The organism is Leisingera sp. ANG-M1, assembly GCF_000813745.1.
Taxonomy (GTDB): Bacteria; Pseudomonadota; Alphaproteobacteria; order Rhodobacterales; family Rhodobacteraceae; genus Leisingera.
Genome location: NZ_JWLC01000025.1, coordinates 155,261 through 169,234 on the forward strand (window position 1 = coordinate 155,261; position 13,974 = coordinate 169,234).

Sequence of the window (13,974 nt, forward strand, 5' to 3'; positions counted from 1 at the left end):
GTTTTTTACTTCTGCCCCTCGCAAATCCGTGAACGGGTGCGTATCTCAGAGGGTCTAGCCAGGATAAGCCATGACCCAGACCGATCAGGCCTCAGCGCCGACGCAAGCAGACCTCGCCGAAGAAGAACGCCGCTCGGGCTTGCGCACTCTGCGCAAGGTGGGGCCGTATTTGTGGCCCGCAGGCAACCGCGCCGTGAAGCTGCGGGTGGTGCTGGCGCTGGCGGTGCTGGTGGCCGCCAAGCTTATCGCTGTCTATACGCCTATGCTGTACAAGGGGGCAGTGGACAGCCTGGCGGGCGAGGGTGTGCCGCCGCTGGCTTTGGGCGCGGTCGGTCTGACAGTGGCCTATGGCATGTCGCGGATCCTGACCACCGGCTTCCAGCAGCTGCGCGATGCGGTCTTTGCCCCCGTCGGGCAGCGGGCGCTTCGCCGCCTGGCGCTGGAGACCTTTACCCATATCCACAAACTGTCGATGCGCTATCACATCACCCGCAAGACCGGCGGTCTGAGCCGGATTATCGAGCGCGGGGTGAAAGGCGTCGAGTTCCTGTTGCGCTTCATGCTGTTTTCCATCGGCCCGCTGATCCTGGAACTGACACTGGTTGCGGTGATCCTGACGGTGCTGTTCGACGCTTGGTACCTTGCGGTGGTGGCTGTCACGATCGGGCTTTATGTCTGGTTCACCTTTGCGGTGACCGAGTGGCGGGTAAAGCTGCGCCGGGAAATGAACAAGCAGGACACCGACGCCAACCAGAAAGCCATCGACAGCCTGCTGAATTTTGAAACCGTGAAATACTTTGTCGCCGAAGAGCGCGAAGCGGCGCGGTATGACGGCGCAATGCGGGGCTATGCGCAGGCAGCCTTGAAAACCGCCTATTCTTTGGCGGCTCTGAATTTCGGGCAGAGTGTGATCATTACGGCCGGCCTGATTGGCGTTATGGTTATGGCGGCCATCGGGGTTGAAAAAGGCGCGCTGACCGTGGGCGATTTTGTCATGGTCAATGCCTACATGATCCAGATCACCGTGCCTTTGAACTTCCTCGGCACCGTCTACCGCGAAATCCGCCAGAGCCTGGTCGACATGGGCGAAATGTTCGACCTTTTGGAGCAGCCTGCGGATGTGAGCGACCGGCCGGATGCCTCGAAACTTAAGGTGAACGGCGGCCGGATCACGCTGGAGAATGTGCGCTTTGCCTATGAGCCGGGCCGGGAGATCCTGAAAGGCGTGTCGTTGGAAGCCGAGCCTGGTCAGACGGTGGCCATTGTCGGTTCCACCGGCTCCGGCAAGTCGACCATCGGACGGCTGCTGTTCCGCTTTTACGATGTCACTGGCGGGGTGCTTAAAATCGATGGCCAGGACGTGCGCAGTGTGACGCAGCAAAGCCTGCATCAGGCCATCGGCGTGGTGCCGCAGGATACCGTGCTGTTCAATGACACGATCCGCTACAACATCGCCTATGGCCGGGACGGTGCAACTCAGGAAGACGTCGAACAGGCCGCGCGGGATGCGCAGATCCACGACTTCATAACTGGCCTGCCCGATGGCTACGACACCCAGGTGGGCGAGCGCGGGCTGAAGCTGTCGGGCGGCGAGAAGCAGCGGGTGGGAATTGCCAGGACGCTGCTGAAGAACCCCCCGGTGCTGCTTCTGGACGAGGCGACCTCGGCGCTGGACACCGACACCGAGCAAGAGATCAAGGAAGCACTGGCGCGGGCCGGGCAGGGGCGCACGGTGATCACCATCGCCCACCGGCTGTCTACGATTGCCGAGGCCGACAGGATCGTGGTGCTTGAACAGGGAGAGATTGCCGAGACGGGAACGCACGAAGACCTGCTGGCCCGGCAGGGGCGCTATGCCCGCTTGTGGCAGCGCCAGCAAGCCGATCAGGATGCAGCCTGACGGAACCCGTCTGCCGGAATGCACAAGGCCGGTCCTGGGACCGGCCTTGGTTGTTGCTTGCTGATCGCAGGCTGCGGTCAGAAATCGTCCCATTTGGCATTGGCCGCCTGGGCAGGCATCGGCAGTGCCGCTTCGAAATCCATGTCGCCGCCATGTGCGCTGGGGACGGCGGGTGCCGCTGCCGCTGGCTTGCGGGCTGACGAAACAGCCACACCGGCGATTTTGAACTGCCCCATCAGATCGGCCAGCTTGCTGGCGTCGCTGTGCAGCATATGGCCGGCAGCAGTGGCCTCCTCGACCATCGCGGCGTTTTGCTGGGTCACCTGATCCAGCTGGCTGACCCCGGTGTTGATCTCGGAAAGCCCGGTGGACTGTTCGGATGCACCTTCGGCGATGTTGGTGACCAGCTCTGAGATTTTGTTGACCCGGCCCGCAATGTTGGTCAGTGCGTCGCCAGTTTCACCAACAAGTTCAACACCTTGCTTGACGTGTTTCGAACTGTCACCGATCAGCGCCTTGATCTCGGTTGCGGCATCGGCGGAACGCTGTGCCAGAGCGCGCACTTCCGATGCAACCACCGCAAAGCCTTTGCCGGCTTCGCCTGCGCGGGCAGCTTCAACACCTGCATTCAGCGCCAAAAGGTTGGTCTGGAAGGCAATGTCGTCGATCACGCTGATGATTTGAGAGATCTTGATCGAAGACTGCTCGATCTCGGTCATAGCAGCGACCGCATTCTGAACCACTTCACCGCTGGATTCAGCTTCGCGGCGGGCTTCCTGCATCGTCTTCTCGACATCGCGCGCGCCCTCGGCCGAGGATTTCACCGATGCGGTCAGCTCCTCCAGCGCAGCGGCGGTCTGCTCCAGCGTGGCCGCCTGGCTTTCGGTGCGGTTGGACAGATCGTCCGATGCTGTGCTGATTTCGGTGGCGCCATTATGGATGCTGCCGGTAGCCGAGATCACTTGCTCAATGGTTTCCTTCAAGTTCTCCACGGTGGTGTTGAAGCTCTTGCGCAGGTCTTCATACTCCTCCGGGAAGGCCTCATTGATTGTGCATTCAAGATCGCGGCTGGACAGGCGGGCGAGATGGTCGTCCAGCTTGCCGACAACAGCGCCGCGGTCGGCGATGCGGCTGGCTTCGATAGAGGCCAGTTTGTCCTCGGCCTCTGCCAGGGCCGCCCGGGTCTGCTCCATCGAGCGGCTGAGTTTGCCGACTTCGGTATTCGACTGCAGGAAGGCAGGTTCAAAGTCGAACTCCTTACGGGCGAGCTTGTCCAGGTCCGATTGCAGGGCGCCGAATTGCTTGGTGAAAGCAGTGATCAGGCGCAGGCCGATGATGCCGCTGGCGATCAGGGAGACCGCGACAGCTGCCAGGGTGATGATCAGCGCCTGACGGGCGTTGGAGGCTTCTTCTGCGGCAATCGCCATCATGGCGTCGGCGACGGTGTTCTCCACACCGTGAAGAGAGCTGACCCAGCTGGTTGCCCGGTCGAACCAGTCGCGGGACGTATAGGACGGCGCCGGGTTGCTGGGGCCGGCCTCCAGAACCTGCTCGCGGATTCCGGGCAGTCCGGTGGGCTCCAGTCCCTTGCGGATGTTCAGGCCCGGCAGCATGCTGTTCAGGGCGAGGCCTGCAATGTCGAGCAGTTGCTTTTCGACAGCGCCGGTGCGGCTGTACCAGCGGTAGATGTTCAAGTTGAAGCTGCCGTTGCCAAAGCCTGCGGCACCCGCTGCGCGCTGCTGGCCGGCGGCTTCCTTGGCGTACGCCAGGCTGACCAGGCCCGAGCTGAGCTGTCCCAGTTCGGCGTTCTCCTGGTGCAGCAGCTGGGTGCTGACGTCTTGCAGAACATTTGCAATGGCGCCGGAATACTGCGCGCCCATCTGACCAGGCTTGAGTTCAAGCGCAGTAACGGAATTGCGCAAACTGCCGAGACCGTTCAGATGCTTCAGCGTGCCGGCCGCAGTCTCCGGAACGTTTTGAATAGCCTGATCCGCTTTGACCCGGGTGCTTTCCAGGTCAGAGGCTCCGGATTCACCGCCGGAGGACAGGTAGACGGCTGACAAACCGCGTTCGACTTGCAGATAGTGGACCACTTTCATCAGGGCCACGGATTCCTGGGTTCCGGCCTGTGTGACTTGGGCGGCTTGGAACCGTCCCCAGTCAGCGAGCGCCTTGAACCCGCCGATGCCGGCCAAGGCGATAAACGGGATCGCGATCAGCGCCAGAATTTGCGATCGTAATGACATTTTCTTTTCCCTAACAAGAAAGAACACCTGGAGCGGGAAAGTTTTGGCTCCGAATTTTCATTTACATGTAAACGATAACATAACGTGAATTCCGCAATTCGCCTGGGTAAGGGCGAGCGCATCAGGCTTGTGATAAGCCTCGGTGATATGCGTCATTTTTCATCGTTAAGTGGCGCAAATGGCTCAATTGATGCGTCTAGGAAATCGGATTGTTTTGTTTCGTTGAGCGATCTTGGTCGAATTATGTATGTAAAACAGAGTCTTGAGGTAATGTTGTTGTTTTTGGCGGCTCCTTTGAATGGAACTGGCGGGATGCCTTCTTATTTGCTCAAATTGAACGTTTTTATTGGGGTGGATTCTTTATTTGTTAATTTGTTGAATTTCTATTCTGTGAGTTTTGCGTGAGCGCAGGAAGACAACGGGATAGCTGCCGCCGCCCGGGGCGCAATTAGTTACAGGCTCAATTGCTGGCGCGCTCAACGGCCGCCAGGACCCGGACGATACCGTCGTGATCGTTGCCAAGGTGATGGCCGCCCTCAAACTCCACCAATTGCATACCCGGCAGCCGGGCAAGGGGACAGGCGCTGACGGTTTCCCGGCTGCCATAAAGGCAAAACACCCGCTCCGGCGGCAAGCTGGCAGAGAGCGCCTCAATCGCCGGGGCAACCGCCACCGAACCGGTCTGCTGGCCCAGCCAGCCGCCGACCACGATTTCAAAGCCCGTGCGGGTCTCGGGTGCGATCAGGCCGACACCGGCCAAACGCTCGCGCAGTTCCGCGGGCAGTTCGGCGGCCGCAAAGGGCAGGGTGTTGGCGCCGAGGGAAAAACCAAGAAGAAGCAATTTGCTGCGGCCAAAGACCGGGCGGAAATGCGCATCGATGCGGGCCAGGTCAGCGGCGATTTGGGCGGGCTGCTTTTCCCGCCACATATAGCGCAGGCTGGAAATGCCAACGACAGGGATGCCGCGCGCCGCCAGCCGGTCTGACACTTGCTCATCGAAATTTGCCCAGCCGCCATCGCCCGAGAGGAAAATGGCATAAGTGTCGCTGACGGGGGCGCCGGGGTCCTGGTGGATGGTAAGCGGCAGCCCGTCTAGATCTTTGCCGCTGGCTGCCGTTCCGGTGTCAAAGGCGTGATCGGTGCCTGCCAGCCTTAGGTAGCTTTGATAGAATGTGCGGCGGGGTTCGGGGCCTGTCTCCACTGCGGTCGCGCCGGCGATGTCTTCGGCGGCAGAGGTTAGGCCCGGCTCGGCAATGTCCAGCCAGCGCAGCGGAGCTTTGCTTGCCCGGGCATCCTGCAGCGCCGTTCCCGGGCATATGGTTTGCGCGGCGTCGAATCCGACTGTCACCAGACCTTTGAACAGTCCGGGCGCTGCATCGGCTGCAAAGAAGGCAAGCGCCGCCCCGTCGCCATAGCCGGTCAGCACCGGGGTGCGGGCGCGGGCGCCCTTTTGCTGCTGAAGGCGGCGGGCGAGATTTGCCAGAAGCGGCGCGGCAGCGGCGCAATTGCCGTCGGCCCGGGCCAGCAGTGCGGGCCCGTCGACGGCGATCACCAGGGTGTGCATTTCCGACAAACGCTCCGCCCGGGCCTGCAGTTCCCCTTCCCAGCCCCCGGCACCGGTCACAAGCAGTGCTGTTGAACGGGCCTCCTTGCCATCTGGAGCGATCACGGCGATAGCTTCGGCGGGGGCTGCCGTACGGTCAGGCCCGAGGCTGTAGTAGGTTCCCGCGGCCAGCAACAGCAGTGCAGCGGCGGCAGCAAACCCTTTCAAGACGATCTGTTGGCGTGCCATGTAACTCTCCCGCAGGTTGCTGTCCAATTCTGTCTGCAGCTATCAGATCTTCCCTGCGGAAGCGTGAACAGTGCGCCGGGCAAAGGGGCCGGGGAAACCACCAGCCGGTTTCCCCATTGACCGGTGCAGTGGTACATCTAGAGTGCATCTATTCCGGGACCTGCGGCATGGCGCCGTGCGGCCCGGCTGAAAGGACGAATTGATGAAGAAACTTCTGCCCGCCGCCGCCGCGGCTGCTCTGCTGGCCTTCCAAGCCCCGGCCTTTGCCGAGGATCTGCAATTCCTTCTGGTGAATGAAAGCAGCGCTGACCTTGTGGAGTTCAACGTGTCGCCTGCGTCTTCGGACAGCTGGGAAGAAAACCTTCTTGAAGGCGGCTATCTGGCGCCGGGTTACGAGATTGACGTTGAGATCGCCGACGGTGCGACCACTTGCGTTTACGACATCCGCGGCGGATTCTCGGACGGGTCCGAGGCCGAGGACTTCGGCCTCGATCTGTGCGATCTGGGTGAATACACCTTTACCGACTGAGTTTTGCCTGCTGGCCGAAGCTGGCTGCAGCAGCGAAAAGCCCCGCCGGAGCGGGGCTTTTTTGTGTTACTCGGCAGCGCGCAACCTGCCTTGCGGCAGTGGCGGTTCGGGTTCGTCCTCTGCGGCCGTGGAGCCGGACTGCCGTGCTGCCGGCTCGTCGACCCACTGGATCTCAGTGGAGGGCAGCTTGCGCGCCTTTTTAAACAGGCGGCTGTCCTGGGCGATGCGGCTGGACCGGCCGCGGGTGATCCGCGACAGTGCCCGGCCAAGGGCCCGCATATAGGTGGAGAACCACACCCGCAGCGCCAGCAGCGACGGTGTCAGCACCAGGGTCAGCACGGTTGCAATGCCCAGGCCGAAGACCACTGCGGTCGCCAGCTGTTTCCACCACAGCGCGGTGGGGCTGTCGATCGAATAGCCGCCGTTGATGAAGTCGAGGCTGACCCCGAACATCATCGGCGTCAGGCCGGCCATCGTGGTGATGGTGGTCAAGAGCACCGGGCGGATGCGGGCCTCGGCAGTGCGGATGATCGCTTCGATCCGGGGCATCTTCTGGCTGAACTCCTGATAGGTGTCGATCAGCACGATGTTGTTGTTCACCACAATGCCCGCCAGCGCCACGATGCCGGTGCCGGTCATGATGATCGAGAACGGCTGGTTCATCACCAGCATGCCGATCAGCACCCCGGTGGTGGACAGCACCACCGCCAGCAGCACCAGCACCGAGTTGTAGAAGCTGTTGAACTGGGCCAGCAGGATCACGAACATCAAGGCCAGGGCGCCGGCAAAGGCCTTGGACAGGAAGGCACCGGATTCCGCCTGCTCCTCCTGGTCGCCGGTCCATTCCCATGAAATGCTGCGCGGCAGCGGGTTGGTTTCGAGCCATTCGGTGATGACGGCGATCCGCTCGTTCGGGTTCACCGGGACGATCCTGGCATCATCTTCCAATGCAGTGAGCACGGCGTCAAAACTTTCGGCGCCCGTCAGATGAACCAGTTCCAGCGTGCTGCCGTTTGGGGCAGTGAGCGTTTCGCCAGCCGCAGCGTTGCCTTCGGGTAGTTCCTTAAGCAGGGCCAGCCGTGTTACCTCACCGGTGTCCGAGTCCTGGACTTCGACTTTGCTGAGGCCGGCAGTCACATCCGCTTTCACGTCATAATAACGCTCCTGGCCGATCCGGTTGATCTGGGCCAGCTTCGGCACCGGCTTGCGCGTGATGAAGTTCGACAGCGGCACCAGCCCATCCGCGGTGCGGACCTTGAGGTTGTCGAGCGTCGACAGCACCCGGTCCTGCTCGGGCAGGCGGACGCGGATTTCGATCTCTTCGTCCGAGCTGTCGACCCGCATGGTGTCCAGGAGAATGCCGCGGGTGACCAGCTGAACCATGGCGCCTACAGTGGCCACATCGGCGCCGTAACGGCCGGCTTTCTCGACATCGACGTCGATCTGCCAGTCGATGCCGGGCAGGGGCAGGCTGTCCTCGATCAGGATCAGGCCCGGGACGCTCTCGAAATGCTCCCGCGCGGCCAGAGTGGCGGAGGTCAGATCTTCCCAGCCGTCGCCGCGCAGGCGCAGGTGCACTGGTTTGCCGGTGGCGGGGCCCTGCGCCAGGGCGCGGACCTCGACCTCGAAACCGGGCAGCTTGGCCAGTTCGGCGTTGAGCTCGTCCAGCACGGTGTTGCCACCGTATTCCTCGGCAATGATTTCCTTTTCAACGCCCAGGTATTCGGTCAGCAGCCCGCCGAACCAACCGCCCAGAGGCTCGGTCTGGGTGGGCCGGTCCTCCCAGGGGATGATCTCAAACTGGACCTGTCCGATAGTGTCCGGAGGCAGCTGGGCACCGGAGCTGTCGGTGTTGAGGCCGCCGTCGCCGGCAAAGGAGAAAACGTTGATCACCGCGTGGTGCTGCATGATGATGTTTTCGGCGGCGCGGACCATCACGTCCTTTTCGTGCAGCGAGATGTTGCCGCGGGCGCGGACGTAGGCCGAGGCCTGTTCCGGTTCCGAATCCACGAAGAACTCGACGCCGCGGTTGTTTTCACCGTAGGCCGCGAAAACTGACATGATGGCAAAACCAACGGCTGCAATGGTCACAACCGGCATCACCGGGTTGCCGGCGATGAACTTGATCACATGGCCGAACGGGGTGTGGCGGTAGCCGGGAGCGGCTTCCTTCTGCTCGCGTTCGATCTTGGCAGCGCTGAGAGTGATGGAAGCAGCAAAGGCCGACAGGGTAAAAATCAGGCCTCCGAACAGTACGCCGCCCATGCCCGCGCCTGCACCCAGCAGGTAGGCCGGGTTCAGCATCTGCATGGCGCCGGCGAACATTCCCCACATCGGCAACGGCACCAGAGCGGCACGCAGCCACCAGGGCGCGATCATGCGCAGCGCGCGGGAGGCGCCTTCGAAGGTGCGGCTGATGCGGCCGGTGACACCGCCCATCACCGGCAGGTAGATCAGTGCGACCACCAGCGAGGCGGACAGAACGAAGATCATGGTGACCGGAAGCATGCCCATGAACTCGCCCGGAACACCGGGCCAGAACAGCAAGGGCAGGAAGGCGCAGAGCGTCGTCGCGGTCGATGAAACCACCGGCCAGAACATCCGCTGCGCCGCCTCGACATAGGCGTGCATCGGGCCGGTGCCTTCCTTGATGCGCTTGTCGGCGTACTCCACAATCACGATGGCGCCGTCGACCAGCATGCCCACAGCAAGGATCAGGCCGAACATCACCATGTTGGAAATGGTGACGCCCATCAGCGCGAGGAAGGCAAAGCACAGCAGGAAAGAGGTGGGGATCGCAAAGCCCACCAGCAGGGCAGCACGGCTGCCAAGCGCGGAGAGCACAACGATCATCACCAGCGCAACCGCGGTCAGGACCGAGCCCTCCAGCTGGCTGACCATTGAGCCGACAACCCGGCTTTGGTCGTTGGAGGTGCCGACCTCGACCGCGGCCTGCAGCTCTGGCGGCCATTTGGCCTTGGAGGCCTGGATGGTCTCCTTCACCAGATTGACGGTGTCGATCAGGTTGTAGCCTTTGCGCTTGACCACCTGCAGCGCCACCGTGTCCTCACCGTTAAAACGTGCGGTGCCTTCGCGGTCCTCGAAAGTGAAGTTGATCTGCGCCAGTTCTCCGAGAGTGACCACACGGTCGCCGTTGGTCTTGACCGGCAGCCGGTAGATGTCCTGCACGTCGTCAAAGGAGGAGGGGATCTTGACCGAGAAGGCGCCCTGGCTGGACTCCACTTCACCCGCGGCAATCAGCTGGTTGTTGTTCTGCACAACATTGATCAGCTCCAGCGCGGTGACATTATAGGCTTCCAGCCGCAGCGGGTCTATCAGCACCTCGACCATTTCGTCACGGTTGCCGGCAATGCCGGCCTCCAGCACCGCGTCCAGCGCCTCAATATCGTCCTGCAAGTCCTTGGCAATACGAGCCATCGTGCGTTCCGGCACGGCGCCGGTCAGGTTGACGATGACGATCGGGAATTCCGAGAAGTTGATCTCGGTGATCGAGTATTTCTCGGCGCCCTCGGGGAATTCCGCCTCGGCCTTGTCCATGGCGTCGCGGACGTCGGCCATGATCGCGGTCTTGTCCCAGCCGAATTCAAACTCAAGCGCCACCCCGGCATAGCCCTCGGCGGCGGTGGAGGTCATCTTGTCGAGTCCGTCGAGGTCGGCCAGCTCCGTCTCCATCACCTTGACCATCAGGGATTCGGCGTCCTCGGCGGAAATGCCGGGGAAGGGGACCGAGATGAACAGGGCCGGGATTTCGATGTCCGGCTCACCCTCTTTGGGCAGCATGGAATAGGCAAACCCGCCGACCAGCAGCGAGATTGCTATAAAGGCCAGAACCATCCGGGCACGGCCGGCGGCCCAATTGACGATGCCGATCACTGTTCACTCTCCCGGTAGGTGGCCGCTACGGCGACGCCTTCGGTGACGAAGTCCTGCCCCACAACAATCACATCCGCGGTTTCGGGCAAGCCGCCAAGCCAGACGCCGTCGGCCTCGTCCCGCAGCATCTGTACGGGGTAGAAGACAACGGTGCTGTCAGAACCGACAACCCTGACGCCCAGCCGGCCTTCGTTGTTCAGGGTCAGCGCCGATTGCGGTACCTTATGCGCCAGTCGGCCGGCCGCGGAGATCGCGATATCCGCGGTCTGTCCGTCGCGGATATTCAGGTCGGGGTTGGGAACGGTGATCTCCACCTCAAAGGTGCGGGTGTTCGGGTCCGCAGAACGGCTGAGGAAGGTCACTTTGCCCTGAACCCGCTGGCCGGTGGCCAGTTCGGCCCCGGCATCTGCGCCCAGCGTTACCTTGTTCACTTCCGCCTCGGGCACAAAGCCGACCAGCTTGATGGTATCAAGCTGGATCACGGTGCCACAAAGGCTGCCAGGCTGCAGCAGGCTGCCCAGTTCTGCGGTGTCGCTTTCAAGCAAGCCGTCGAACGGCGCGGTGACGGCCAGGCGGTCGATTTCCTTTTGTGCGCTGGCTACCGCAGCAGCTGCAGACTCAATACCGGCACGGGTGGTTTCCAGACCGCTTTGCGCGGTGGCAATGCCAGCAACGGCGGACCGTTCCGCCGCCTCGGCCGAGGCCAGACGGGTTTCAGAAGCGTATCCGCCTTCCGACAGTTTGGAGGCAGCAGTCAGATTGATCCGGGCTTCCTTAAGCAGCGCATGGGCTTCCTCAAGACGCGCTTCTGACTCGGGAACACGGGCACGGGCCTCGCTGAGGCGGGCCTTGGCCTCCAGCAGCATGGCGGGGCGGGTGCCGGGGTCCAGCTGGCACAGCAGATCGCCGGCCTTGACCTGCGCGCCTTTTCGCAGGGGTTCGGAAATCACGGTAGAGGTGGTTTCAGCCCGCACTTCGACCTGGCGGATCGCTTGTGTCTGGCCGCGCAGGATCACAGCGCTGCCAATCGTGCGCGCCTTGCTTTGCAGGGCCACCACGCCGACTCGCGAATCTTCGGCCTGGGCAAGCTCTGGCTGCGCCGCGGTTGCCGTTTCAGAGCCAGCCTGAGCCGCGTCCGCAGGCTCTTCCCCCCTGGCAAAGGCCATCAGATCGTCACGCTGAATAACAACCATATAGAGGCTGGCTGTCACCACCACTGCTGTCAGCATTGGAACGATACGCATGTCGGGCCTTTCCTGTTTCCTGTCTGATCCCCTGTGCAGCGGCTGCGGCCACAGGCTGGCCGGGCCATATCACGGTGGGACTCGCGCGTATGTGATAGACGTCATATAGGCGATGTCCATTCTAAACTAAGTGGTTCAGTTCACATTTCTTGCTTTTCTGCGCCGAAGGGAGGGAAATCTGCTGCAAATGGGCCACTTGGCTTGGCCTCAGAGCCGGGGTATGAGGGGCGCGACGCATTCAATACCACCTTGGGCGCAGGCCCGGGCGGCGCATATCAGGGGCTTTTCATGAGCGATACCGACAGCTTTATCGATGAGGTGACCGAAGAGGTCCGCCGCGACCGGCTCTACCTGACTCTGAAACGCTATGGCTGGATCGGCGGCGTTGCAGTGGCGCTGATCGTAGGCGGCGCGGCCTTCCGGGAATACACCAAGGCCCAGGATCAGGCGGCCGCCGAGGCCTTGGGCGACGCGATTACAGCGGCGCTGGAAATCGATGGCAGCGAAAAGCAGGCCGAAGCGCTGGCAGCCGTGTCTGCAGACAGCAGCGGCGGTGCCGCCATTCTGAAGATGCTGAAAGCCGGAACTTTGGCGGAGGCGGGGAAGACCGCGGAGGCTGTTGCCGAGCTTGTGGCGGTGGCCGTTGATGGCGAACTGCCGCTGATCTACCGCAATATCGCCAGCTTCAAGGCATTGGCGCTGCAGGCAGGCAGCTTGAGCGTCGCGGACCGCCGTCTGCAGTACGAGGCGCTTGCCCAGCCGGGGGCACCGCTGGCGCTGCTGGCCTCGGAACAGCTGGCATTGCTGGATATCGAGGACGGCGACAGCCAGGCAGCGATTGCGAGGCTGCAGGAGATCGCGGCGGATGCTGCTGTCAGTGCAGACTTGAAAGAACGGGCAACTCAGGTGATTGTGGCGCTTGGCGGCACCGTCGGGGATGCTGCTGCGCCAGAGGGGTAACCCAAAGGGTCAGGCGCTCCGCGGATGGGACATTGCGGAACACAAACGGCAGAAGACAGGGCAGGGTAATGACAAAAAACAAGACTTTCTCCCGGGCACGGGCGCTTTTGTGCGGCAGCGCAGCTGCTGTCCTCCTGGCCGCTTGCTCCGAGGAGGAAATCATCCTGCGCGGCGAGCGTGAAGACATCCGTCCGGGGATTTCTGAGGATGTGGTGAACCAGGCCCGCGCCATTGCGCTGCCGAAACAGGTCGCAAATGCGGATTGGGCGCAGGGGCATGGCGCCGAGGCGGGCCGGACTGCGCATCCTGCATTGTCCGCAGCGCCGCAGCAGGTTTGGTCCGCGTCGATCGGCGAAGGCGATGGCCGCCGCCAGCGCATCACTGCGGCGCCGGTTGTAGGCGGCGGGCGCATTTATACGCTGGACAGCGCGGCCCAGGTGTCTGGGGTATCGCCCCAAGGGCAGGTTCTGTGGCAAAGCGAGCTGATCCCGGCTGCGGATGACGAAGGCCAGGCGACCGGCGGCGGCTTGGCCTATGACAGCGGTGTGCTTTATATCTCTTCCGGCTTTGGAGTGCTGACGGCTCTGGATGCCTCGGATGGCAGCCTGATCTGGCGCCAGGAGCTGGAGGCTACAGGCTCAGGACAGCCGCGCGTGAGCGGCGGGCTTGTCTATTTGGTGGCAGGCGATGACACCGGCTGGGCATTGAATGCCAAAGACGGCCGTATCGCATGGCAGATCGAAGCCTCGCCTTCGGCCTCGAACATCCTTGGCGCACCGGCACCTGTGGTAACCAAGGATCTTGCCATTTTTGCCTTTGGCTCTGGCGATCTGATTGCCACCTTCCGCCGCGGCGGCCTGCGGCGCTGGAGTGCTTCCGTGTCAGGCCAGCGCACCGGCCAGACCCTGTCGCGGATCAGCGATGTGACCGGCGCGCCGGTGGTCTCGGGCAAGCGGCTTTACGCGGGCAACAACTCGGGCCGGACCGTGGCTTTTGATCTGGAGTCCGGTGACCGGCTGTGGACCGCGCGCGAAGGTGCCTCGGGGACCGCATGGGTGGCGGGCGGCAGCCTGTTCCAGGTAAGCGATCAGAACCAGCTGCTGCGCCTTGATGCGGACAGCGGCGAGGTGATCTGGGCTGTTGATCTGCCCGGATACCTGAAAGACAAACCCGGCAAGCGCGGTGCGGTTTATGTGCATTATGGCCCGGTTCTTGCAGGCGGGCAGATTGCCATTGCGTCCAATGACGGCTTCCTGCGGTTCTTCAATCCTGAGGATGGCAGCCTGCTGCGGACAGCCGATGTGCCTGGCGGTGCTACCACAGCGCCGGTTGTTGCCGGGCGTACATTGTACGTGGTTTCTTCCAAGGGTGACTTGCTGGCGTACCGCTGAGCTCTGGCGGTTGCCGCA

The 13,974-nt window shown here is 62.5% G+C and carries 9 protein-coding genes; 5 read left to right on the forward strand and 4 right to left on the reverse strand.

The annotated features are described in order from the left end of the window. The first annotated feature begins 70 nt into the window (after positions 1-70). Positions 71-1,900, forward strand: a complete 1,830-nt coding sequence (locus RA19_RS20100) for an ABCB family ABC transporter ATP-binding protein/permease (protein WP_039166107.1) — start codon at positions 71-73, stop codon at positions 1,898-1,900. 77 nt (positions 1,901-1,977) lie between these two features. Here RA19_RS20100 and RA19_RS20105 read toward each other — a convergent pair whose 3' ends face one another. Then, positions 1,978-4,146 (reverse strand): methyl-accepting chemotaxis protein, encoded by a 2,169-nt coding sequence (locus RA19_RS20105; RefSeq protein WP_039166108.1) that lies wholly within the window; start codon positions 4,144-4,146, stop codon positions 1,978-1,980. Between the two features lie 84 nt (positions 4,147-4,230). Between RA19_RS20105 and RA19_RS26675 the strand changes: the two genes are divergently transcribed. Then, the gene (locus tag RA19_RS26675) at positions 4,231-4,551 is read left to right on the forward strand and encodes a hypothetical protein (protein ID WP_152615836.1); all 321 of its coding nucleotides are present in this window, start codon (positions 4,231-4,233) and stop codon (positions 4,549-4,551) included. A gap of 55 nt (positions 4,552-4,606) precedes the next feature. Here the strand turns inward: RA19_RS26675 and RA19_RS20110 are convergent, their stop codons facing one another. Beyond that, positions 4,607-5,938, reverse strand: coding sequence for an AcvB/VirJ family lysyl-phosphatidylglycerol hydrolase (locus RA19_RS20110; protein ID WP_039166110.1), 1,332 nt, complete (start codon positions 5,936-5,938; stop codon positions 4,607-4,609). Positions 5,939-6,140: 202 nt separating this feature from the next. Here RA19_RS20110 and RA19_RS20115 point away from each other — a divergent pair, with 202 nt between their 5' ends. Then, positions 6,141-6,467 carry a hypothetical protein gene (locus tag RA19_RS20115; RefSeq protein WP_039166111.1) on the forward strand — a complete coding sequence of 109 codons (327 nt, stop codon included), beginning with the start codon at positions 6,141-6,143 and terminating at the stop codon, positions 6,465-6,467. 66 nt (positions 6,468-6,533) lie between these two features. On the opposite strand, the gene RA19_RS20120 is transcribed toward RA19_RS20115, so the two are convergent. Then, positions 6,534-10,361, reverse strand: a complete 3,828-nt coding sequence (locus RA19_RS20120; protein ID WP_039166114.1) for an efflux RND transporter permease subunit — start codon at positions 10,359-10,361, stop codon at positions 6,534-6,536. After that, positions 10,358-11,605 (reverse strand): efflux RND transporter periplasmic adaptor subunit, encoded by a 1,248-nt coding sequence (locus RA19_RS20125; RefSeq protein WP_039166116.1) that lies wholly within the window; start codon positions 11,603-11,605, stop codon positions 10,358-10,360. Before RA19_RS20125 ends, RA19_RS20120 begins: the two co-directional genes overlap by 4 nt. Positions 11,606-11,893: 288 nt before the next feature. Here RA19_RS20125 and RA19_RS20130 point away from each other — a divergent pair, with 288 nt between their 5' ends. Both RA19_RS20130 and RA19_RS20135 read left to right on the forward strand, forming a co-directional pair. After that, positions 11,894-12,565 carry a hypothetical protein gene (locus RA19_RS20130; protein ID WP_039166605.1) on the forward strand — a complete coding sequence of 224 codons (672 nt, stop codon included), beginning with the start codon at positions 11,894-11,896 and terminating at the stop codon, positions 12,563-12,565. Between the two features lie 68 nt (positions 12,566-12,633). Then, positions 12,634-13,956, forward strand: a complete 1,323-nt coding sequence (locus tag RA19_RS20135) for a PQQ-like beta-propeller repeat protein (protein WP_039166118.1) — start codon at positions 12,634-12,636, stop codon at positions 13,954-13,956. Positions 13,957-13,974 lie beyond the last annotated feature (18 nt).

What these genes read in the sequence shown, in the direction of transcription:
- RA19_RS20100 (WP_039166107.1), top strand. Translation starts at nt 71, where the DNA reads ATGACCCAGACCGATCAGGCCTCAGCGCCGACGCAAGCAGACCTCGCC.
- RA19_RS20105 (WP_039166108.1), bottom strand. Translation starts at nt 4,146, where the DNA reads ATGTCATTACGATCGCAAATTCTGGCGCTGATCGCGATCCCGTTTATC.
- RA19_RS20110 (WP_039166110.1), bottom strand. Translation starts at nt 5,938, where the DNA reads ATGGCACGCCAACAGATCGTCTTGAAAGGGTTTGCTGCCGCCGCTGCA.
- RA19_RS20115 (WP_039166111.1), top strand. Translation starts at nt 6,141, where the DNA reads ATGAAGAAACTTCTGCCCGCCGCCGCCGCGGCTGCTCTGCTGGCCTTC.
- RA19_RS20125 (WP_039166116.1), bottom strand. Translation starts at nt 11,605, where the DNA reads ATGCGTATCGTTCCAATGCTGACAGCAGTGGTGGTGACAGCCAGCCTC.
- RA19_RS20130 (WP_039166605.1), top strand. Translation starts at nt 11,894, where the DNA reads ATGAGCGATACCGACAGCTTTATCGATGAGGTGACCGAAGAGGTCCGC.
- RA19_RS20135 (WP_039166118.1), top strand. Translation starts at nt 12,634, where the DNA reads ATGACAAAAAACAAGACTTTCTCCCGGGCACGGGCGCTTTTGTGCGGC.